Below are 22033 nucleotides of genomic sequence, written 5' to 3' on the forward strand. Positions count from 1 at the left end.
AGAATCCACGTCTAGCGGGCGAAAAGTAAGTCAGCTTTTACCCTAAGTGGACACTTCGCCTCTTAGGTCGAAGCCCACCATCATCGCTCTCCACGACCCAGCTGCCTACGACGCCGGGCGGATCGATAACATCCACCATGGGCAATTTTGTCGTCCTGAAGATCGCTGTGCAGAAAAGCAGCCAGGTCAGCATCTCCTCATAATTCATCGATTGAGCGAGGTGGTCGATTGCCATCAGCCCGGCATCGTTGCCGGCGTCGTCGACCGGTTCGAATTCGATCTCCCAGACTTTTGTCAGCTCGCTCCTGCCGTCGATGAAGTAGATCACGCCGCCTCCGACCCCGCGTATCGCCGGTATCGCCAGCTCATCGGGACCATGGCGTTGTTCAAAGGGCTCGGCGCCCAATGCACGAGCGCGGGCCACGGTTGCGGCCGCATCGTCGACCTTCAGTCCGAACGCATAGGCACAAGCGCCGTGAACGAGGTACGAGGAGTGCGCCAGCCCTTCTTTTTCGGTGTTGACGACAATGTTGATGCCCCCCTTGGCGAAGCAACCGCGTGGTGGTGTTCCCGACGCTGCTGCCGCCCTCCACTGCGCCTGCCCGCTGTTGCAAGGTTTGTCGAATGCAGCCAGTTGATTGCCAAGCTGGCTTGCATTACTAGACTTATCGAGGCGCGCCACAGCGGCGCGCCAGCGTCGGATGGTTCACGAGGTCCTCTTTGAAGGCAAGGATCGGCGAGATTGAGAATACGGCGGTTGCAGGTGAGGCGTTTCATGACGCGGCTGCGCGGCCCCTTCATTCGGAAAGGCACTGTTCGGTCAGAAAGACTGTTGAGATCGTGCTCGACAGTTGGACCTTCTTGATCATTCGAGAGGCCTTCTTCGGCGTGCGCAGCTTCGACAGATTTCAGCGTCGCCTCGGCATTCCGCGCCAAACGCTTTCGACGCGACTGACCATGCTCACGGAAAACCAAATACTGGTTGTCGGCACCAAGACGGGAGAACGCGGGAACAGCTACTTCCTCACGGAACGTGGCAAGGATCTCTTTTCGACGATGCTGTCGTTGATGGAGTTCGGCGACAAATGGCTGACGCGGGGCGAGGCGCCGCCGCTTAAGCTTTTCCACACCGCCTGCGGCTGCGAGTGCCACCCGACCACTGTTTGCTCCGAATGCAAAGAGCCGGTCACTGCGCACGACGTTTCATTCCGGGACGGTCCCGGCGCGGGCTATTCGCCCTACGAATTGAAGCTGAAAAGCCGCAGGAGTTCGGATCCCGCCCTGCTGGAGCGGGTCCGGCCATGCTCCGTGGCCCGCAGCTTGCAGATCATCGGCGATCGCTGGAGCTTTCTCATCCTGCGCGAGGGGTTCTTCGGCGTCCGGCGCTTCGACGAGATGATGGAGAAGCTTGGCATCGCAAGCAACATCCTGACCGATCGCCTGACCCGACTGGTCGAGAACGGAGTATTCCGCAAGGAGCGTTACGGGGTCAACGGCGACCGCTTCGAGTATCGGTTCACCGAGATGGGCCGCGACCTCTACAAGCCGATGATCGTAATGATGCGGTGGGGCGACCGCTGGCTGTCGGACGGCAAGCCGCCTCTCAAGCTCCGGCATCGTCAATGCAAGGCGGATTTCGAGCCGCTGGTCGTGTGCGACCATTGTGGACAGGAAATAGCGGCGAACGAGACCGACTACGAACTGCGCTATACGCTTGACCAATAGGGGCTGACCGCGCCTTGCGGGGTCGGTCAGTGCTCCTCCGATCCCGATGTCCGCGAGGCGCCGAACCGGGCTTGCAGTTCGCCGAATATTCCGCGACGAAACACCATCACGCAGGCGACGAAGATCGATCCGACGATGAAGGTGATGGGCAGGCCGCTAGTCGAAAGATAATGCTCGAGCGCCACCACGAACGCGGCTCCCACCACCGGCCCCCCCAGGGTTCCCAGCCCGCCGAGCAAGGTCATGAGGATGACTTCGCCCGACATCTGCCATGTGACGTCGGCCAGCGACGCAAGCTGGAAAGCGATGGCCTTGAGTGATCCGGCCAGCCCCGAAAGCGCGGCTGACAGGGTGAACGCGATCAGCTTGTAGCGATCCACGTTGAGGCCGAGGGAAATGGCGCGCTGCTCGTTTTCTCGGATCGCCGCGAGCGCGTGGCCGAAGGGTGAGCGTATGGTCCGCCAGAGCACGACCAGGCCGAGGGCCGTGAAGCCGAGCACGACATAGTACATCGACGTGACATCGCGCAGATCGACAAGGCCGAGGAACATGCCGCGCGGCACCGCCTGAATGCCGTCCTCGCCGCCGGTGAAGGGCATCTGAATAGCCAGAAAATAGATCATCTGCGCAAGTGCGAGTGTCACCATGGCGAAGTAGATTCCATGGCGACGTATCGCCAGCAACCCGAACACGAAGCCGAGCAGGGTTGCGAAGAGGACGCCCGACAAGATCGCCAGTTCGAAGGGAAATCCCCATACCTTGGCGGAATGCGCCGCGATATAGGCAGCGCCCCCGAAGAATGCAGCATGGCCGAACGATAGCAGGCCGGCATAGCCAAGGACGAGATTGAGAGCGGAGGCGAACAGGATGAAGCAGAGGACCTTTACCAGGAAAAGAGGGTAGACCAGGAACGGAGCCGCTATGGCGGCCACCACCAGGAGCGGCAGCAAGAGGCGCCGGGCGGACCCGGCGACGGGCGTGGAGGTATCAGAATTCACGGTTCTACCTTTCCTTGCCGAAGAGACCGGAGGGTCGGATCAACAGCACCAGCACCATGACGATGAACACGGCGATCGATGAAGCGGATGGCAAGAAGACCTTGGTCAATCCCTCGACAACACCGAGTCCGAGCCCGGTCACGACTGCGCCGATGATGGAGCCCATGCCGCCGATCACGACGACAGCAAATACGATGATGATGATGTTGGAGCCCATGCCGGGGCTGACCTGATAAAGCGGTGCTGCAAGTGCGCCGGCAAAACCCGCCAGCCCAACGCAGAAGGCATAGGTGAGGGTCAGCAGCACCGGCACGTTGATACCGAAGGCCTGCGCAAGCGAGGGGTTCTCGGTGGCGGCTCGAAGATAGGCACCAAGCCGGGTCCGTTCGATGGCATACCAGGTGCCGAGGCAAATGATCAGTGAGGCGCCGATGACCCACGCCCTGTAGACGGGCAGGAACATGAAGCCCAGATTGAGGCCGCCGCTCAGTGACGGCGGTAAGGGGTAAGGTTTACCTGCCGATCCGAAGACGTGCCGGAAGAGGCCTTCGAGCATAAGGGCCAGGCCGAATGTGAGAAGGAGGCTGTACAAGTGGTCCATCCGATAGAGATGGCGCAGAAACAGCTGCTCCACGACCACGCCGAAAAGCGCAACGGCCAAGGGCGCAAGGATCAGTCCGGGCCAGTAGCCGATGCCGAAGGTGTTGAGCAGCAGCCAGGCGGCGAATCCGCCCAGCATGTAGAGGGCGCCATGGGCGAAATTGATTACGTTCAGCATGCCGAAGATGATCGCCAGACCGAGGCTCAGAAGAGCGTAGAACGAGCCGTTGATGAGGCCGAGCAGGACCTGCCCAAGCAGCACGGCGACAGGAACACCGAATATCTCAGCCATTTCGCGGCTCCTCTCGTCTCGATCGGGAGATCACGCTCAAACTCCGAGATAGGCGTTGAGACGATCAATATTCGCCTCCAGCGCGTCATTGGCGAACTCGTCGATCACGACACCTTGTTCCATGACGTAGTGGCGGTCGGCGATGGATGCGGCGAACCGCAGGTTTTGCTCGACCAGCACGATGGTCAACCCCCGCTTCTTGAGAATCCCGAGCGCCTCGGCGATCTGCTCGACAATGACGGGCGCGAGGCCCTCCGTCGGTTCGTCCAGCAGGATGAAGTCGGCGCCGGTACGCAGGATTCGGGCCATGGCGAGCATCTGCTGCTCGCCGCCCGAAAGCCGGGTTCCCTGGGTGTGGTCGCGACCGCGCAGATTGGGAAACAGCGCGTAGATTTCCTCCACGCTCATGCCACCCGGCCGCGATACGGGCGGCAGCATCAGGTTCTCGATGACGCTCAGGGAGGAGAAGATGCCGCGCTCCTCGGGCACGTAACCTATGCCGAGGGGCGAAACCTTGTGGGGCGCCAGCGCCAGAATGTCCGCCCCGCGGTAGCGGGCGGTTCCGCGGCGCTTTCGCACCACGCCCATGAGGGTTCGCAATGTCGTGGTCTTGCCGGCGCCGTTGCGCCCAAGCAAGGTTATGATCTCGCCGTCGCCGACATTGAAGGTCACGCCGTGAAGCACATGGCTTTCGCCGTACCAGCCGTGAAGATCCGACACATCGAGCCTGATTGCCTTATCAGACATGCGCGGCCCCCATATAGGCTTTGCGGACTTCCTCGTTGGTCGAGACTTCCGCGTAGTTTCCCTCCGCCAGCACCTCGCCGCGACGCAGTACCGTGATCGTGTCCGAAAGGTCGGCGACCACGCCGAGATTGTGCTCAACCATCAGCACCGTGCGGCCCTTGGCGACCGTGCGGATGAGCGCTGCGGTACGGCCGATGTCCTCGCGCCCCATTCCCGCCATCGGTTCGTCGAGCAGCAGGATCTTGGGATTGAGCGCCAGCGTGGTCGCCAGTTCCAGGGCGCGCTTGCGGCCATAGGGCAATTCGACCGCCGTGCGTCGGGCCGCGTCCGCCAACCCGACGCCTTCGAGCAGCTGCATGGCCTCCTCGTCGAACCGCTTCAGTCGCGCTTCAGAGCGCCAAAAGGCGAAGGTGTCCTTTTCCCGGGCCTGCAGCGCGATGCGAACGTTTTCCCGCACGCTGAGGTGAGGAAACACCGACGAAATCTGGAATGAACGAACCAGGCCAAGACGCGAAATTTCCGATGGCCGCATGGCGGTGATGTCGCGCCCTTTGAAGAAGATGTGGCCGCTGCTTGGCGACAGGAACTTTGTCAGCAGATTGAACAGTGTGCTCTTTCCGGCGCCGTTCGGGCCGATCAGCGCGTGAATGGTCCCGCCGTGGACCTTCAGATCTACATTGTTGACGGCCACGAAACCGTTGAAGGCGCGCGTCAAGGCGCGGGCTTCCATGATGGGTTGATTGTCCGGCACGAGTCCTCCCAACCGGATTGCGCTTCTTTCGCTGGCTTCCACCCCGCCTGAACTTTTTTCGCGTGAACCAGCTTGACAGGAGTTAAACATATGAAGTCTAATAATGCAAGTTACTATTTGGAATTGAGTTGCGCTTGTGTCCACGTCAAACTTTAGATTCTAGCCATTGGGCGAGGCGAGACGCGACAATCCAGTATGGTATCGCCAGTTGAATAGATGAGGGTACGCGACCAGGGATCGTCTCTTGTCGTGTCTACTCAGGGAGGAAACAGAAATGTGCAGATTCAGCATATTGAAGGGCGCTGGCGTGGCCATCGCGCTTGCCGCAAGCACCGCGCTTGTCTCGATAGGGGCGGCGTTTGCCCAGGAGTCCCGCCCGGTCAAGATCGGTGTCCTGACAGACATGAGCGGCCAGTTCTCACACGAGTCCGGCGAGGGCTCGGTGACAGCGGTCAAGATGGCCGTCGAGGACTATGGCGGCAAGGCTCTCGGCCAGATTGTCGAGGTGGTCGTGGCCGATCACCAGAATAAGCCGGAAGTGGCCGTGTCGACGGCGCGCGAATGGTATGAAGCGCAGGGCGTCACCATGATCGCCAACCTCATCAATTCCGGTATCGCCCTGGCCGTTGCCCAGGTGGCGAAGGATGAAAACGGCATCGCCATTGTAAACGGTTCCGGCTCGTCGCGTCTCACTGGCGACGGCTGCACGCCGAACAGCATTCACTATGCATATGACACCTACGCCCTGGCAAACGGCACGGCGAACGAGCTGATCAAGCAGGGTAAGAAAAGCTGGTATTTTTTGACGGCTGACTACGCATTCGGCCACGCGCTCGAAGGCGATGCTTCGGCGATCGTTAAGAAGAATGGCGGCGAGGTTTCCGGCGCCGTGCGTTACCCGATCGAAACCTCCGATCATAGCGCGTTCATGCTTCAGGCGCAGTCTTCGCCCGCCCAGGTCGTAGCGATTGCCGGGTCAGGGACGAGCTTTCTCAATGCGGTGAAATCGGCCAAGGAATTTGGCCTCGCCTCCTCGGGCAAAACCCTGGCGGGCTTGCTGGTCTGGGACACCGACGTGCACGCGCTCGGTCTCGATACCGCACAAGGCATGATCCTGACCAATGGCTTCTATTGGGACCGGGACGACGAAACGCGAGCCTTTTCGACAAGGTTCGAGGCCAAGATGGGCCGCAAGCCGCATATGGGTGACGCCGGCGACTATTCGTCGACCATGCACTATCTCCAGGCGGTCGACGCGGCCGGCACCAGCGATGCGCAAGCGGTGATGGCCAAGATGCGCGAACTGCCGATCAACGACTTCTTCGCCAAGGGCGGCAAGATTCGCGAGGACGGCCGCATGGTGCATGACATGTACGTCTATCGCGTCAAGTCGCCTGAGGCATCGAAGAGCGAATGGGATCTCTACGACCTCGTCTCGGTCATTCCCGGCGATCAGGCCTTCAGGCCGCTTTCGGAAAGCGCCTGCCCGCTTGTGAAGAAATAAACCGCGCGTCCTCCCGCGCCGGAATGCGCGGTGAAGGCAATGGGACCGTGCCATCCCTTCCGCCGCGCATTCCATCATTGTTGGCGGCCAGCTCCGCAGTCAGATGAGTGAAGATATGGAACTCAGGGATTCAGTCAGGATATCGCAGGATCGACCGAGCGTCTGGCGGGCGTTGAACGACCCCGCCGTACTAGAGCGGGTGATCCCCGGATGCGAGGAACTGGTTCAGCTTTCGCGCGAACGCATGACGGCGAAAGTCGTGCTCAAGGTCGGCCCGATCAAGGCGAAATTCGCGGGCGAGGTCACCTTGAGCGAGATCGAACCGCCGCTCAGCTACGTTCTGACCGGCGAGGGCAAGGGCGGTATCGCCGGCTTCGCCAAGGGTGCCGCGCGGGTGTGGCTCGAAGAGGATGGCCCCGATGCGACCGTGCTCCACTACGACGTCACCGCCGATGTCGGCGGCAAGATCGCCCAGCTTGGCGCGCGTCTTCTCGATTCCACCGCTAAGAAACTCGCCCGGCAATTCTTTGACGACTTCAACAACATCGTCAGTGAAAACACGGCCGCAGGGACCTGAATCGTGAGCGAAATCCTGTGCACCATCAAAGACGGCATCGCGACGGTCACGCTGAACCGGCAGGCCCAGCGCAATTCGGTCACCTATGCCATGTGGCGAGAGATAGGTGAGGTTTTCCTGTGCCTCGACCGGGACCGGTCCGTGCGGTCCATCATCTTCACGGGCGCGGGCGAAGACTTTTCGGCCGGCGCCGACATTGGCGAGTTTGCGGCGACGCGCGACGATCATGCCCAAAGTGTTGCCTATGAGGAAGCGGTGGACTTTGGCTGCGCGGCGATTGCCAATGTCGGCAAGCCGGTCATCGCAGTTGCAAAGGGCTATTGCCTCGGTGGCGGAGCGCATCTTGCGATGTCGTGTGATTTCCGCTTCGCCCACGAGAAGGCCATCTTTGGCATTCCCGCCGCGCGGCTTTCCATCGTCTACGGCGTTCAGGCGACACGGAAGCTTTCCGCCCTTGTTGGCTTCACCGAGGCCAAGCGGATTCTCTATTCCGGCGAGCGCTTCGATGCACGTAAAGCCCTGTCGATTGGTTTCGTAGACGACGTTTCCAGCGACCCGCTTGAAGCAGCCAGACACTATGCAAACACGCTCGCGGCGAGTGCACCGCTAAGCATAGCGGGCGCGAAATACATTCTGAACGGAGCAGCGCTCGGCACATTCGATGCGGCGGAAGCCGACCGTCGGATCGATCACGCCAGCGCCAGCGCCGATTATCGTGAGGGGCGCGCGGCTTTCGCCGAAAAGCGCGCGCCCCGATTCACCGGCGACTGATGGCGGCGATGTTGAAACTGGGTGCAAAAAGATGAAACCGGCATCGTTCGACTATCTTGCCGTGACCACCGTCGAGGCGGCGGTTCTCGCGCTCACCAGCGCGGACGCAAAGATCCTCGCGGGGGGACAGAGCCTGGTGCCGATGATGAACTTCCGGCTAGTCCAGCCGGAACTTGTCGTCGACATCAACCGCATCGCCGGGCTTGCCGGGATCGAGGAGACCGAGGCCGGTTTGAAATTTGGCGCGCTGGTGCGGCATGTCCAGTCGCTGAATTCTGCGCTCGCGCAAAAGCACTTTCCAGTCATCTCTGAGACCATGCATCACGTCGCCCATGTCGCGATCCGCAACCGCGGCACGATTGGTGGCAGCCTTGTCCATGCCGATCCAGCTGCCGAATGGCCGCTATTGGCAATGTTGCTCGACGCCGAGTTCGAAATCCATGGACCGAACGGCACGCGAAGAACCGTTGCGAACGAATTCTTCATCGCGCCACTCGCTACCGATCTCGGTGATGGCGAGATCCTGACGGCTGTCCACTTGCCTTTCCTGCCTCTGGGCGCTGGAACGGCCTTCGACGAGATCACCCAGCGCGCAGGCGACTTCGCGATCGTTTCTGCGGGCGCCGTCATTGTTGTTGAAGACGGTGTGATCGCCGAGGCGCGGCTGGCGCTGGGCGGCGTGGCCGAGACGCCGGCGCGGGCACAGGTGGCGGAAGAACTCCTCCTTGGCAAGCCCGTTTCTCCGCATCTTCTAGTCGAGGCTTCAGCTCTTGCGGCGGAAGGCCTGGAGCCCAATGCGGACCTGCACGCCTCGTCGGAATATCGGCTGCATCTGGTTCCGGTTATGGCTCACCGCGTGCTTGCCAAGGCCGCGTCGCGCGCTCGCGGAGGCCTCGCATGAACGGCAAAGTGGATATCGAGATGACGGTCAATGGCGAAGCGATCGTCGAGACAGCCGAGCCGCGCTTACTGCTGTCGGACTTTCTGCGCGACACACTCGGGCTGACAGGCACACATGTCGGCTGCGAGCACGGAATCTGCGGGGCTTGCACGATCCGCGTCGACGGCGTGTCAGTGCGCTCATGCCTCATGTTCGCCGTCCAGGCGAATGGCGCCACTCTCGAAACTGTCGAGGGCCTGGGAACGATCGCCAGCCTGCACCGTATCCAGCATGCTTTCCGCAAACATCACGCGCTGCAATGTGGTTTCTGCACGCCTGGTTTTCTGATGACGATAAAGGACCTGCTCGAAAGCCATTCGCTAAAGACGGATGACGACATTCGCGACGGTCTTTCAGGCAATATCTGCCGCTGCACAGGCTACGACCACATCATCAAGGCGGTGCGCGAACTTGTGGACGAACGCGACCGGGTGATGGCATGAGAATGCACGTCCTGAGCGGCGGTCGCCTGCGTATGAAGAAGCGTATCTACGCGCCCGAAGCCGAGCGGGACGAGACAATCGAGCTTCCCGTCGCGGCGCAACTGTTTCGCCACCCGGCCGGAAATGTGCTGTTCGACACGGGGTGCCATCCGTCGGTGGAGGCCGACGCCGAGGCGCGCTGGGGCGGGCTGGCCAAGGTGATGACCCCGATTGCTCTGCCGAAATCGGACGTTGTGTCCAGTCTTGCCGGCATCGGGCTCAAGCCAGGCGACATCGACCTTGTTGTAAATTCGCATCTGCATCCAGATCATTGCGGCTGCAACGCCTTCTTCCGTAGAGCGACTTTCATCTGTCATGAGGCGGAGCTCTCGGCGGCGAAATCCGACGGCGCGACCGCGCAGGGCTATTTGCCGGCGGAGTGGGATCATTCCATGCCGATCGAGGCGGTCGATGGCGCTCGCGACATTTTCGGCGACGGCAGGCTGGTGACGATCCCGCTGCCCGGCCATACGCCGGGCACGATGGGGCTGCGTGCCGCATTGGAAAAGAGCGGCACGTTTCTTTTGGTTTCAGACGCCGTCAGCCTGCGCCGCAACCTGGACAATGACGAGGTTCCCCGCAACGCCTGGAACGCCGAGCTGCTGCTCAAATCCTATAGCGAAATCCGCACGATCGAGAAGGCGGGAGCCACGGTGCTGTGCGGCCACGACGACAGCCAATGGCAGGCGCTTAAGAAAGGGGTGGACGCCTATGAATGACGCCCCAGCTGTTATCGGCGCGCACGATCCTTCGGACCCGCAAGACGACGTGCTTGCCACGGCACGGCCGAAATATGTCGGCAAGTCAGTTCAGCGGCTGGAAGATCCTCGCCTGCTGACGGGCGCCGGCCGCTACGTCGCTGACATGAAATTCGAGCGCATGGTGCATGTCGCCTTCCTGCGCAGCGATCAGTCCCACGCGCGCATCGTTTCGATAGATGCCGGTGCCGCCAAGGAAATGCCGGGCGTGATCGGCGTCTTTACGGCAGTGGATTTCCCGGCCCTCGAGCCGGTTCGCGCTACCTCGCGCATGAAGGACTACCATTCGACCGCCAATCCGGCGCTTGCGATCGACAAGGTGCGCTATGTCGGCGAGCCGGTGGCAGTGGTGGTGGCCAGGAGCCGTTATGTCGCCGAGGACGCGCTGGCGTTAATCGAGGTGGACTACGAGCAGCTTGAAGCGGTGATCGATCCAGAAAAGGCCGCCTCTTGTGAGGCCGCGCTGCTTCATCCGGAATTGGGCACAAACGTGCTTTTCGAACGTGTGTTCAAGACGGGCGAACCTGCCGAAACGCTAGCCGCCGCGCCGTTCAGCGTGAATGGCCGTTTTCGTTTCCACCGCAAGTCACCGCTGGCCATGGAGAACCGCGCCTATCTCGCCGACTACGACCGCGGTCGCGATGCGCTGACGCTGTACTCATCGACACAGATACCCGGGATCGTGCGCGATGCCCTGGCAAAGGTCCTCGATGTTCCGGGGCAGAACATACGGGTCGTTGCGCCCGATGTTGGCGGCGGGTTCGGCGGCAAGGGCTCGCTCTACCAAGAAGAGATCGTCGTGGCAGCGCTGGCGCGCAGACTGGCACGGCCGGTCAAATATGTCAGCGACCGGATGGAGGACTTGGCCTCGACCAGCCAAGGTTTCGACGAACTCGTCGAGGCCGAGCTAGGTTTCGATGCCGACGGTCGCTTCCTTGCGCTAAGTGGCGAGGTGCTTGGCGATGTTGGGGCCTATTCGATCTTTCCGTGGACTGCGGCGCTTGAACCGGTGCAGGTGGTGAGTTTCCTGCCCGGGCCCTACAAGATCCCGCACTATTGGGGGCGGGTTCGCGGCGTGGCGACCTCGAAGGCCCCGACCGGTCCCTATCGTGGCGTCGGCCGTCCGACGTCGGTTTTCGTGCTCGAACGGCTGGTCGACATGGCCGCAAAAAAGCTCGGCATCGATCCCAAGGCGCTACGCGACAAGAACCTGGTGCAGCCGCACGAATTTCCGCATCGCATTGGTTCGGGCATCATCTGGGACCGGTCGAGCTTCGTCGAATGCCTGGCGAAGGCCTGTGAGGTCGTCGGCTACGACAGATTGCGCGCGCAACAGAAGGAGGCGTGTGGCGTCGGCCCCTGGATGGGCATCGGGATCGCTACCTATGCGGAACTGACGGGCATCGGCTCGCGCATCTCGGTCGCGCCGGGCATGCCCATCAATACGGGCAGTGAATCCGCCACGGTGCGCATCGATTCCTCCGGCGCGGTGACGGCCATATTCGGCCTTGCCTCGCATGGGCAGAGCCTCGAGACGACGCTCGCGCAGATCGTGGCAGAAGAACTCGGTGTGCGCCCGCAGGACGTGCACATCGTGCAGGGCGACAGCGCCGCGACGGCTCATGGCACCGGCACCTATGCCAGCCGCAGCGCGGTCATCGGCGGCGGAGTCGCGATCCTGACCAGCCGCAGCCTGCGCGACAAGGTCAAGCGCGTCGCCTCGCACCTGCTTGAGGCCTCGGTCGACGACATAGAGACCGGAAATGGACAGGTCTATGTCCGCGGAACCGACCATCGCATCAGCTTCGCGGAACTGGCGCGCGCTGTCTATTCCGACATGACCACACTGCCGCTCGACAAGCGGGAGCGGCTGGAAGCGACCGAAACCTACGACCCCTATCTCGGCACGACCACCACCGCGACCCATCTGGCGGTCGTCGAGATCGATCAGGAAACCTATGCGGTCAAGATCAGGCGTTTCGTGGTCGCCGAGGATTGCGGCCGGATGATCAACCCGCTGGTGGTCGACGGACAGGTGCATGGTGGGGTGGCGCAAGGCATAGGCGCGGCCCTTCTGGAGGAACTGGTCTATGATGCGCAGGGCCAACTGCTCACCGCCAGCCTTGCGGACTACATGGTGCCCACGGCGATGGAAGTGCCTGCCATCGAGGTGGCGCACTTGCAATCGGTGCTGCCTGACAATCCGGGCGGCTTTCGCGGCATGGGCGAGGGCGGCACAATCGGCGCGCCGGCAGCCGTCGCCAATGCGATCGCCGATGCGCTTTCGCACATGGACATCGAGATATCGGAACTGCCCGTGACATCGGAACGACTGTTCCGGCTGATCAGCGCGGCAAAACAGAATTCATTCGCGGAGAGATGACATGGATTTCGGTCTGAGGGGAAAAGTCGCACTGGTAACGGGCGGAGGCCGCGATGTCGGTGGCGATATCGCCCGGGCGCTTGCAGCGGAAGGCGCAAAGGTCGCTGTGAACTATCGCAGCTCCGAAAGCGAGGCGGCGAGCGTGGTCGACACCATTGTCGCCGCGGGCGGCGAGGCCCGCGCCTACAAGGCCGACGTCAGCGATCATGCGCAGGTCATGGCAATGACGGACGCAATCGTCGCCGATTGGGGGCGCATCGACATACTGGTCAACAATGCCGGCTACGTGAAATACCAGAGATTCGTCGATTCCGTGCCGGACGACTGGAAGGCGCAGATCGATGTCTGCCTCTACGGCGCTCTCAACTGCTGCCATGCGGTGGCGCCGCACATGATCAGGCAGAACGGCGGGCGCATCCTGAGCCTTGTCGGCGACAGTTCGCGCATCGGCGAGGCGAACCTGGCGCTGGCGGCGGCGGCGCGCGGCGGAACGATTGCACTCGGCAAATCGCTGGCGCGGGAACTGGGGCGCAACAACGTTACGGTCAACACGATCTCCCTTGGGCTGGTCGAGACCGCCCATTCCGATGCCGATTTCCTCGAGAAGAACCGTGAAAAGATCGTCAAGGCCTATCCGCTGCGCCGCATCGGCAAGCCCGGCGACATCGCTCCGATGATCGCGTTTCTGGCATCGGAAGGTGCGTCCTGGGTGACCGGGCAGGTCGTTAGCGTCAATGGCGGCTTCAGCATGGTTTGACGGCGTTTGAGCAGCGCCTCGGGAGGAAAACGATGATCAGGACCGACCTCATAGCACCGCTGGCGGAGCTGCTGAAACGGCAAGCGGAACGCTTTGCGAACAAGATCGCCTATGCCGACGCGAACCAGGCGATCACTTACGCCGAGCTGCTCGATGCGGTGAGCAACCTTGCCACGCAGTTTCGCGCCCGCGGCCTGGGGGCTGGTGCAAGCGTGGCCCTGTGGCTGCCGAATTCCGTGGACTGGGTGGTCGCCTGCCTGGCGATCGTGCGGGCCGGCGGCGTGTCGGTGCCGATCAGTTTCGACGCCACGCAGGGTGAGGTCGCATACCGGCTGGAGGATTCCGGCTCTCAATTCATCATCACCAGTCCCTGCCGGCTCGACCTGCTCGGCAGGATTCAGGCAGGCGCACCTATGCCGTTCACGACTGTGCTGGCCGGAGAACAGGCCGCGCAGGACGGCGCCCTGTCGTTCGCCGAGCTTTGTTCCAGGGCGGCGCCTGGCGTGGTGCTCGAGCCAGACGACATCGACCGCGCCTCCTACATCATCTACACGTCGGGAACGACGGGCCGCGCCAAGGGCGTATTGCTGACGACGCGCAGCATGCTGTGGGTGACGGCCGCCTGTTGGGCGCCCATCCTGGGGCTCGGCGAGGACGACAAGGTGCTGTCGCCGCTGCCGCTTTTCCACTCCTATGCGCTAAACATTTCCGTGCTCGGTATCTTGGCGACCGGCGCCAGCGAATACATCATGGAGAAATTCTCCACCCAGGGCGCGATGGATCTGCTTGGCAAGGGCGGCTTCACCCTCGTGCCCGGCGTGCCAACGATGTTCCACTATCTGATGCAAGCCGCGCAGGCGAGCGGCGCCAAGCCCTTCGCCGGCGTGCGCCGCTGCGTATCGGCCGGCGCCATTATGCCGGGCAGCCTCAACCATCAATTCGAGGACTATTTCGGCGTCGAGTTGCTCGACGGCTACGGCATCACCGAAACCTCCACCATGGTGACGATGAACTGGCCCGGCAAAGATCGCGTCCCCGGCTCCTGCGGCCTGCCCGTTCCGGGCCTTGCCGTGCGCATCATAGACCCGGTGTCGGGGCTGGACGTGGTGCAGGGCGAAGAAGGCGAACTCATCTGCCGCGGTCCGAACCTCATGCTTGGCTATCACAACAAGCTGCGCGAGACCGATGATGCGCTACGCAACGGTTGGTATTTCACCGGCGATCTCGCCCGCGGTGACAAAAGCGGCTTTCTGACCATCACGGGGCGGCTGAAGGAAATCATCATCCGCGGCGGCCAGAACATCGCGCCCGCCGAAATCGAGGAGACGATCCTGCCGCTCGACGGCGTCAGGGATTGCGCGGTCGTGGGCATTTCGCATCCCACGCTTGGCGAGGTGCCTGTCGCTTTCGTGGTCGCCAGGGAAGGCGCAGTGATCGAGAGCGAGGCCGTGATCGCCTGCTGCCGGAGCACTTTGTCAAGCTACAAGGTTCCCGCTGCAGTCCACATCGTCGCGGAAATCCCGCGTACCGGCTCGGGCAAAATCATGCGCTTCAAGCTGCGTGATCAGATTGAGAAACCGGCGGCCTGATCCTAAGAAACATCCGCCATAGGAGTCCGCCTATCATGCAGTCTTTCGTCTTCAACACCACGCCGTCGCTCATCTTCGAATATGGTTGCGCAAGGCGTCTCGGCGCGCTCGTCCTCAAGCAATTGGGGGCTTCGGTGCTGTTCGTAACCGACCCCGGCCTGCGCAGGATCGGACTATGCGATGGAGCACTCGCCTCGCTGAAAAGCGAGGGTGCGACGGTCACCGTCTTCGACGCGGTCGAGGCCGACCCCTCGCTCGCCACGCTGCTGAAGGCAGTGGCGGCGGGGCGTTCGGCAAAGGTAAGCGGGGTCATCGGTTTCGGCGGCGGATCGTCGCTCGACGTCGCCAAGCTTTCGGCGCTGCTCATCGGATCCGGCGAGGATATCGACGGTGCCTGGGGTGTCGGCAATGCCGTCGGGCCGCGGCTGCCGCTGGTGCTTGTGCCGACCACGGCAGGCACGGGCTCTGAAGTCACGCCGGTTTCTATCATCACGGTTGGTGACGAAGAAAAGCGCGGCGTATCGAGCGCGCTGATTTTGCCGGACATCGCCGTTCTCGATCCCGAACTAACGCTCGGGCTGCCGCCAGCGATCACCGCCGCCACCGGCGTCGACGCCATGGTTCATGCGATCGAGGCGTATGCCTCCAGGAGCCCCAACAACAATCCGCTGTCGAAAATGCTGGCCCGGCAGGCGCTGCAATTGCTCGGCGCCAACATTGAGAAGGCGGTCTTCGAGGGCAACGACATTGCGGCGCGGGGCGCCATGCTGCTTGGCTCGATGCTCGCCGGTCAGGCCTTCGCCAATTCGCCGGTGGCGGCCGTTCACGCACTGGCCTATCCAATCGGTGGCACCTTCCATGTGCCGCACGGCCTGTCCAACGCGCTGGTGCTGCCGCATGTGCTGCGCTTCAACGCGCCGGACGCGGCGCATCTCTATGCCCAGATCGCACCAGACGCCTTCCCGCATCTGGCGAGCGAAGAGAGCGTCCAAGCGCGCTGCGCGGCGTTCATCGAGGAGCTTGCCGCGCTGGCGGCGCGGCTCGGCATGCAGACGCGGCTTCGCGAGGTTTCCATCGGCCAGGAGCACCTTGCCAAAATGGCAGCCGATGCGATGAAGCAGCAGCGGCTTCTCGTCAACAATCCGCGTCAGGTCAACGAGGCCGACGCGCTTTCGATCTACCACGCCGCGTGGTGAATAAAATGGCCGAACGCCTCGCCGCATCGTCGCGCGCTGACTATCGCACCTTCCGCACGATCACCACCCGCTGGATGGACAACGACATCTACGGGCACCTCAACAATGTGGTCCACTATTCGCTCTTCGATACGGCGGTGAATGGCTGGCTGATCGCACAAGGCGTGCTCGACATCCATGCGGGCGACCAGATCGGTCTGGTGGTGGAAACGGGCTGCCGCTACTTTTCCGAACTCGCTTTTCCCGACATCGTGACGGCCGGCATCCGCGTGGCCAAACTAGGCTCCTCATCCGTCCGCTACGAAGTCGGCCTGTTTCGCAATGACGAGATAGTGGCGGCAGCTGAGGGCTTTTTCATCCATGTCTATGTCGACCGCCATACCCGCCGCCCGAGTCCGCTTCACGATCGGCTGCGGATTGCCCTATCCGAGATCGCCTTAGGATAACGTTCAATCTCGGCGAGGATGCTGATCACTATGTTACCGCTGATCGCGTCGCCACACCCGGGGCCGGCTGTGGAGCAATTTGCACCGTTCGCACCTGAAGGTCGAAAGGTGTTGGCGTGGCCAAGCGCCGGGAGTCTCTCACAGCATGCCCGGCTGCGGTGGATGAGGCGCTTGGCGCAGGAAAGTCGGTTTCGTCCAGACAGTGGCTGGCAGGCGCACCTAGTCTAGGAAAGTGCCAACATCCCCTCGCAGAATGTCAGATTAACAACAGTAACCCTTTCGACTGAATGGCAAGCACCCCTTGGGCATAAGCCAGTTTAAACATGAAAACTTCCTCGATCTTTTGTTGTTTTGTTAGTCTGTACCGTTGCGCTATTGCAAGCGGCAGAAAAGCCGCTTGCTCGGGGAAATCAGCCCATCTTCGGCATCGAGCAGCACAAACCAGCGGTCACCCGCAACGCCGGTTATGTGATCATCGCTCTCTCTTGATGTTGAAAAACGAGTGCACCCGACATGCACCGTTCCCATGCTGTGAAACTGCATGAGACCAACTCTCAATCAGGGCGGACGCGCGCGGTGCGCATCCGCCCGTCTACTCATGTCCGGGCGATGGCGTCGAATATCCGCTCAGCGCGACCGAGTTTCTCGTAGAGGTCTTTGCGATTGAACTTGTAATGGGCCGCAAGACCTGCACCCAACACAAAGACCCCGATCAGCACGAAAATGATCCAGTTGTTTGCATCAGGTTCGCCGCCAACAATGAAGTGGAGGTGGAGCGCTGTGAAGATCGCGACACTGAGAAGTGCTGCCCCCGCAATAGCCGGCGCGATAAACACTTTGAAGGCGTTCTCGCCCTTCGGAACTCCGGTCTTGGCAAACCAGCCGATCACAGCGACGCAGACCAATCCCATCAAGAAGATGACGCCAATCGAGCCAATGCCGACCACCATGCCGTAGAGCAGGCTGCCGCTGATGCCAGTCATGTAACAACCAAGCAACAGCAGACCAACGACGACGCCAGCAGCTGTCGAAGAACGGTGTGGCGAATGGTGCCGACTATGAACCGCCGCCAACGATGACGGCAGCGCTTTATCGATGGCTAGGTTGAAGATGTAGCGCGCAAGCACGTTATGGATGGATACAATCGCGGCGAAGGTGGACAACGCTACCGAGCAGCGGGCGATCTTGCTGAAAAGCGGGGAGACGAAAATGCTGCTTGAGGCTGCAAACATTCCTGTGGGGTCATTTTTGGCCGCATCCCAGGCTCCGGCGCCAAACGCCGACGTCATTGCGTAGCACGCCAATGTGTAGAGCAGTCCGATGAGGATGACCGCACCATAGGTAGCGCGCGGGATCGTCTTGTCAGGATCGCGGACTTCGTCGCGAAACAATGCAGTCGCCTCGAATCCCATGAAGACGAGGATCGCGTAAAGCATCGTCACAGCCATGTCGCCGTCAGAGAATGCCTTTAAGGTGAAAGGCACGGAACTTAGCCCTTCCTTGCCGCCTGCAGCCAGCGTGAACAGGCTGTAGACCACCACGATGATCACCTCGATCACCATCGACCAAGTCAGGATTTTCGCAGAAATCTCGATATGTAGATAGCCCAAGGCCGACACCGCCAACCAAGCTGCGATTGCCCATGGTACCCATGAGGTCTCCGGCCCCCCAAAGGCCGTAATCACCGAGGCCACGCTTAGTCCGCAGAATATGGTACTGCCGGTCAACACGCAGAGATAGGAGAAGACAGCAAGGAATGCTGCACCGAGACCCGTGATGCGGCCCAGTCCGGAACTGATGAATGCATAGAAATCGCCTGGTTTAGGAACATGGCGCGCCATGGTCACGTAGCCGATTGCAAAGAGGCCCAGAACGATCGACGCAAACACAAAAGCAAGCGTCGCCCCAGGTCCTCCGAAATAGATTGTGAATGGGATGAACCCATCGACAACCGCCATCGGCGCCGAAAAGGCAAGAACCGTCAGCATCAGCGCTGTGGTGGTCATCTTCCCTGTCAAACGTATATCGCTGTTGGGTCGAGATCCGGTCACCCCGGAACTGAATGTTGTGTCTGTCATTGCGTTCCCCTGTTGTTTCTTCAAAACGATTTTGGTTGGCCGTTTTCAACAAAGCGCGATGCTTCTCCACGTTCTGCGAACCCGACCGGCACGGCGGACGTTACTGCTCGTTCAGCATTTTTTTCTTGGCCGAATTTTTCCATTCGGCAGGCCTCTATAACTAACATTCGTTAGCTAAATTAGAGCGCAGATGCCACTTCTTTGGCGGCCGGACGCGTCATCGACCAGAGCGATTACTTGTGCATCCTTTCGGGCTTCACAAAATAATCGACCCAGCATAAAGCCACTATGAGTCCTCCAAAGATTGCATTCGCCAGCTTCTTCTGCGTTATTGTTTGAGGGAAAAGTCACTTCCCGATCCGAAGAACTGTGACAAACACTTCCACTTTCCGTCGGTCTTTGTCCAAATTAGTTGAATCTTGTAAGCGAGAATTTCTTCAGTCGCGTCGACAGGGACGATTGTGCCAACCAAAAATTCTGACACGACATTGTCCGATAACTGGATAAGGCTCTCGCGATCGTTCTTCCAGCGATACTTACCGACGATGTCGCGGTAGAGTGAGACCATCCCGCTCCGGTCACGCCATGTCATGTCGGCACCGCCAACAACCCAAGCATCCTCGGTAAAAAATTCGTCTCCGAGTAGGGCTGCGTCGGCGTTTTCGTACGCCAGGCGCATCAACTCATGCTGTGCATCAATAGCTGCGATGATTTCTTTGCTGATATTCTGATTTGAAGTAGCCATCGCTTATTCCCGTTGGGGCTTGTTTCAGTTATTTATGCCATCTCAACTGACGAGGCGCAGTGGCAATCGGAGGTAGCGCGCTGAACGGTCATCATGTCCGTAGATTGGCGCTCCGCCGAGTTCAATCCGCTGCACGCGCGCAGCCAACGTGTTGAACACCGCTGTCGCTTCCGCCTGCGCAATGACACTTCCAGGGCAGGAATGCGGACCTGCCCCAAAGCTGATGTGCGGCACAGTGTCGGCTGGGCGGTCCACCCGGAACTCATGAGGATTATCAAATGCTTCTGGATCGCGGTTCGCACTCGCAATCAGGAAACGGATATGGCCATCCGCAGGGATAGTGACGCCAGCGATTTCGAGCGGCTCGGTGGTGAACCGTTCAAAGGACATTTCTGCGGTGTGAAGACGCGCAAGCTCATTCAGAATGGCATGGTGCTTTTCTGGAGCATCGCGCCACATGGCGAAGAACTCGGGCCGACGCGCAAATAGTTCCAGGCCGCCCGCGATAAGATAGGCCGCATTTGGCGTACCTGTCGCCCAGAAGAGGATCAGCGCTTCGTTCAACTGGACTTCGGTCATCTCACCAGCGACGACCAGTTCAATCCAATTGGAAAGTGCGCCAGGCTGCGGATTCTTTCGCCCATTGGCAATATGGTGATCGACCCGATCCTGCAGGAAAGCAAAGGCCGCCACACAACGCTCTTCCTCTGCTTCGGTCACGGCCGCGCCGAGTCCGATCATGGCGTCGCGCATATAAGCCGAGCCCGCATCGTAACCGTCGTTAGGCACACCCAGCGCTTTGCACATGGCATGGTGCGCGGGCATCAGGGCAAGGTCGCGAAAGCCTTCCACCATGCCATTGGGACCGAGATCATTTATCACCCGGTTGACTTCGGCTATGCTGGCTTCGATCCATTGCGCCGCCATTTTGGGTGTGAACCACTTGTTCGACAGCCGACGCAGCGCAGTATGTTCAGGAGGGTCTGTGACGATTATCGAATCCTTGAACCTGCCCCATGCCCCTTTCTGGATCCAAGCCGGCGCGTGCGATGTCAGAGAAGAGTGCTTTCCGAATTTTGCCACATCGGCGTATCGAGAGACATTGTAGGTGTTCGATCCGTTGGGATCGAGATAGACGGGCGCCTGTTGGCGCAAGACATCGTACCACGGGTAAGGATTGGCTCGAAATTGCAGATCGGTCCAAGGCAACAAGGTTTGCGGCACGGTGGAGGTTTGCATATTCATCAGTCGTCCTCGATCTTGGCGTCAGTTGGCGAGGGCTGACATCAGCGCGCCACTCCAGCGCACCGCGGCATCAGCCAAGGCTTCGCATTTCGCCGCGTCGTGGCGGCCTTTTACGCCAATTTGTTTGGCACCCAGCACGGTCATCGGCTCAAACCCGGATCAGCCAGTTCGCGCAGATCTCTATCGCCATGCGTTGAGGTAATCGCCACAATTAGGTTGGGAGCCCGGAGCCCTGCGACGTCAGCATCTTTCATCGGCACGATTTTCATCGACCTCCCACGCTGCTGCACGGCCGAAGCGATGGTGGTCGGACGTCGTCTCGCAACTCCCCGCTGCGCGATCAATCCTCCACGACGCATCCAAGGCACGCTGGATGATGCGAGAACATAGGACCAAATAGCGCCAGCCGCGCGCCAAATCTTGCCAAGAAATACGTCGAAGAAGACAAACTTCCGCGCTAGACACCGGCGCAAACCGTCGGCGCGCTTACCCTCATGGCATACGTATTTCCCTTGCTCTGAAGCCGCCAATCTAGGACAGCCCTGGCCCGCGCGGAAATGTTCAAGTGGACCGCCAAGAAGGGGTGGGACTGCCGAGCCGCTGTCTCAGACACCTTCGCCAGACACCTTCGTCGGCTGGCGATTTCGGTTATGCGATTGGCAGTTGCTGCCCGGCACAACAAGCCGTTGAGGTGCTTGCCACCTGGCAAATACGTTTTCTGCGAACGCCCCGTCGCCGCCCCTACGAACGAGCCGCGGAAATGGCCCAATCAGCGTAAAAGTTGGCATTCAATCATAAGCAGGGGCAACGACAACTCTCTACTCTTCCAACGGTGAGGACAGCGCCACACGTCGCCCAAGACCGCCTCGTCCAATAACGCGCCAAGCAACGACGGCAGCGATCGGATCGAAGAGAATGTGCGGGCCGATTTGTTTCACCGGGCAAGCCGGTTCACCTAAACCAAACAGAGTGCCCAGGAGGAGTTCGGGTAATGTCGCAAGCAGCAATTAATCGCCACCTTATCATCGAAGCAATCACCAAATACGCATGGGGTTTTGATGAGAACAATTTCAACCTCGTTGCTGGGGCTTTCGCGCAAGAAGCGACAAGTCGGGGAAAGGTGGCCGGAACTGATATCGCATGGGGTCCGATGAATGGACGAGATCAAATTGTTTCGACCTTTCAGGAAATTCGGAATGGGCAAACTGACCGCCGTCGTCATTGTTTGAGTAACTTCTTGTTTGTTGATCAAAAGGCAATGGAGGCGAGAGTCCAGTGTTACATGGTCCTGGTCTCTGCAAATGACGGCAAGTTGACCATAGTAACATCCGGCACTTTTGATGTGGACGTCACGAAAACTGGTGCCGGAGAGTGGTTGCTGACGAGGCTGGACATTGAACTGGACGCGCCATTCTGAGGCCCACGTCGTGGGCTTCGACTGGCGATGCG

The 22033-nt window shown here is 60.5% G+C and carries 22 protein-coding genes and 1 pseudogene; 13 read left to right on the forward strand and 10 right to left on the reverse strand.

Annotated elements, in window-relative coordinates; translation table 11 throughout:
* Positions 1 to 67: 67 nt before the first annotated feature.
* Positions 68 to 550, reverse strand: a pseudogene (locus AC1DYO_RS02755) (3-keto-5-aminohexanoate cleavage protein); the annotation flags it as partial.
* A gap of 170 nt (positions 551 to 720) precedes the next feature.
* On the opposite strand from AC1DYO_RS02755, the gene AC1DYO_RS02760 reads away from it, so the two are divergent.
* Positions 721 to 1725, forward strand: coding sequence for a winged helix-turn-helix transcriptional regulator (locus AC1DYO_RS02760; protein ID WP_477260065.1), 1005 nt, complete (start codon positions 721 to 723; stop codon positions 1723 to 1725).
* 26 nt (positions 1726 to 1751) lie between these two features.
* On the opposite strand, the gene AC1DYO_RS02765 is transcribed toward AC1DYO_RS02760, so the two are convergent.
* Genes AC1DYO_RS02765 through AC1DYO_RS02780 form a run of 4 tightly spaced genes read right to left on the reverse strand, consistent with a single transcriptional unit; the run spans position 1752 to position 5113 of the window.
* Complete coding sequence (locus AC1DYO_RS02765) at positions 1752 to 2723, reverse strand: branched-chain amino acid ABC transporter permease (RefSeq protein ID WP_477260067.1); 972 nt, start codon at positions 2721 to 2723, stop codon at positions 1752 to 1754.
* A gap of 4 nt (positions 2724 to 2727) precedes the next feature.
* On the reverse strand, positions 2728 to 3615 hold the full coding sequence (locus tag AC1DYO_RS02770) for a branched-chain amino acid ABC transporter permease (RefSeq protein ID WP_477260069.1): 888 nt from the start codon (positions 3613 to 3615) through the stop codon (positions 2728 to 2730).
* Between the two features lie 36 nt (positions 3616 to 3651).
* Complete coding sequence (locus tag AC1DYO_RS02775) at positions 3652 to 4362, reverse strand: ABC transporter ATP-binding protein (RefSeq protein ID WP_477260071.1); 711 nt, start codon at positions 4360 to 4362, stop codon at positions 3652 to 3654.
* Positions 4355 to 5113, reverse strand: a complete 759-nt coding sequence (locus AC1DYO_RS02780; protein WP_477260073.1) for an ABC transporter ATP-binding protein — start codon at positions 5111 to 5113, stop codon at positions 4355 to 4357. The genes AC1DYO_RS02775 and AC1DYO_RS02780 overlap by 8 nt, the downstream gene beginning before the upstream one ends.
* A gap of 274 nt (positions 5114 to 5387) precedes the next feature.
* Between AC1DYO_RS02780 and AC1DYO_RS02785 the strand changes: the two genes are divergently transcribed.
* The 11 genes from AC1DYO_RS02785 (at position 5388) to AC1DYO_RS02835 (ending at position 16516) form a co-directional block, all read left to right on the forward strand.
* A complete protein-coding gene (locus tag AC1DYO_RS02785; RefSeq protein ID WP_477260075.1) occupies positions 5388 to 6617 on the forward strand; it encodes an ABC transporter substrate-binding protein in 1230 nt (409 codons plus the stop codon).
* Positions 6618 to 6732: 115 nt separating this feature from the next.
* Entirely contained in the window at positions 6733 to 7194 is a 462-nt protein-coding gene (locus AC1DYO_RS02790) for a CoxG family protein (RefSeq protein WP_477260076.1), read from the forward strand.
* 3 nt (positions 7195 to 7197) lie between these two features.
* The gene (locus AC1DYO_RS02795; protein WP_477260077.1) at positions 7198 to 7965 is read left to right on the forward strand and encodes an enoyl-CoA hydratase-related protein; all 768 of its coding nucleotides are present in this window, start codon (positions 7198 to 7200) and stop codon (positions 7963 to 7965) included.
* A gap of 31 nt (positions 7966 to 7996) precedes the next feature.
* The gene (locus AC1DYO_RS02800; protein WP_477260526.1) at positions 7997 to 8866 is read left to right on the forward strand and encodes an FAD binding domain-containing protein; all 870 of its coding nucleotides are present in this window, start codon (positions 7997 to 7999) and stop codon (positions 8864 to 8866) included.
* On the forward strand, positions 8863 to 9348 hold the full coding sequence (locus AC1DYO_RS02805; RefSeq protein ID WP_477260079.1) for a (2Fe-2S)-binding protein: 486 nt from the start codon (positions 8863 to 8865) through the stop codon (positions 9346 to 9348). The genes AC1DYO_RS02800 and AC1DYO_RS02805 overlap by 4 nt, the downstream gene beginning before the upstream one ends.
* Positions 9345 to 10106, forward strand: a complete 762-nt coding sequence (locus tag AC1DYO_RS02810) for an N-acyl homoserine lactonase family protein (protein WP_477260081.1) — start codon at positions 9345 to 9347, stop codon at positions 10104 to 10106. The genes AC1DYO_RS02805 and AC1DYO_RS02810 overlap by 4 nt, the downstream gene beginning before the upstream one ends.
* Positions 10099 to 12528, forward strand: a complete 2430-nt coding sequence (locus AC1DYO_RS02815; protein ID WP_477260083.1) for a xanthine dehydrogenase family protein molybdopterin-binding subunit — start codon at positions 10099 to 10101, stop codon at positions 12526 to 12528. Before AC1DYO_RS02810 ends, AC1DYO_RS02815 begins: the two co-directional genes overlap by 8 nt.
* A gap of 1 nt (position 12529) precedes the next feature.
* Entirely contained in the window at positions 12530 to 13285 is a 756-nt protein-coding gene (locus AC1DYO_RS02820) for an SDR family NAD(P)-dependent oxidoreductase (RefSeq protein ID WP_477260085.1), read from the forward strand.
* A 32-nt stretch (positions 13286 to 13317) separates the two neighbouring features.
* On the forward strand, positions 13318 to 14874 hold the full coding sequence (locus tag AC1DYO_RS02825) for a class I adenylate-forming enzyme family protein (RefSeq protein WP_477260086.1): 1557 nt from the start codon (positions 13318 to 13320) through the stop codon (positions 14872 to 14874).
* Between the two features lie 35 nt (positions 14875 to 14909).
* Positions 14910 to 16070: an iron-containing alcohol dehydrogenase gene (locus AC1DYO_RS02830; RefSeq protein WP_477260088.1), complete on the forward strand. Its 1161-nt coding sequence runs from the start codon at positions 14910 to 14912 to the stop codon at positions 16068 to 16070.
* A gap of 5 nt (positions 16071 to 16075) precedes the next feature.
* Positions 16076 to 16516, forward strand: a complete 441-nt coding sequence (locus AC1DYO_RS02835) for an acyl-CoA thioesterase (protein WP_477260090.1) — start codon at positions 16076 to 16078, stop codon at positions 16514 to 16516.
* Positions 16517 to 17112: 596 nt separating this feature from the next.
* Here AC1DYO_RS02835 and AC1DYO_RS02840 read toward each other — a convergent pair.
* From AC1DYO_RS02840 to AC1DYO_RS02860, 5 genes are all read right to left on the reverse strand, one after another.
* A complete protein-coding gene (locus AC1DYO_RS02840; RefSeq protein ID WP_477260092.1) occupies positions 17113 to 18522 on the reverse strand; it encodes an APC family permease in 1410 nt (469 codons plus the stop codon).
* A gap of 92 nt (positions 18523 to 18614) precedes the next feature.
* Positions 18615 to 18737 carry a hypothetical protein gene (locus AC1DYO_RS02845; RefSeq protein WP_477260094.1) on the reverse strand — a complete coding sequence of 41 codons (123 nt, stop codon included), beginning with the start codon at positions 18735 to 18737 and terminating at the stop codon, positions 18615 to 18617.
* 185 nt (positions 18738 to 18922) lie between these two features.
* Positions 18923 to 19339: a nuclear transport factor 2 family protein gene (locus AC1DYO_RS02850; RefSeq protein WP_477260096.1), complete on the reverse strand. Its 417-nt coding sequence runs from the start codon at positions 19337 to 19339 to the stop codon at positions 18923 to 18925.
* 42 nt (positions 19340 to 19381) lie between these two features.
* Positions 19382 to 20584, reverse strand: coding sequence for a cytochrome P450 (locus tag AC1DYO_RS02855; protein ID WP_477260097.1), 1203 nt, complete (start codon positions 20582 to 20584; stop codon positions 19382 to 19384).
* 21 nt (positions 20585 to 20605) lie between these two features.
* Positions 20606 to 20728, reverse strand: a complete 123-nt coding sequence (locus AC1DYO_RS02860) for a hypothetical protein (RefSeq protein WP_477260099.1) — start codon at positions 20726 to 20728, stop codon at positions 20606 to 20608.
* Between the two features lie 847 nt (positions 20729 to 21575).
* On the opposite strand from AC1DYO_RS02860, the gene AC1DYO_RS02865 reads away from it, so the two are divergent.
* Entirely contained in the window at positions 21576 to 22001 is a 426-nt protein-coding gene (locus AC1DYO_RS02865) for a nuclear transport factor 2 family protein (RefSeq protein ID WP_477260101.1), read from the forward strand.
* Positions 22002 to 22033: the final 32 nt, after the last annotated feature.

Source organism: Mesorhizobium sp. P2_F5 (assembly GCF_056403715.1).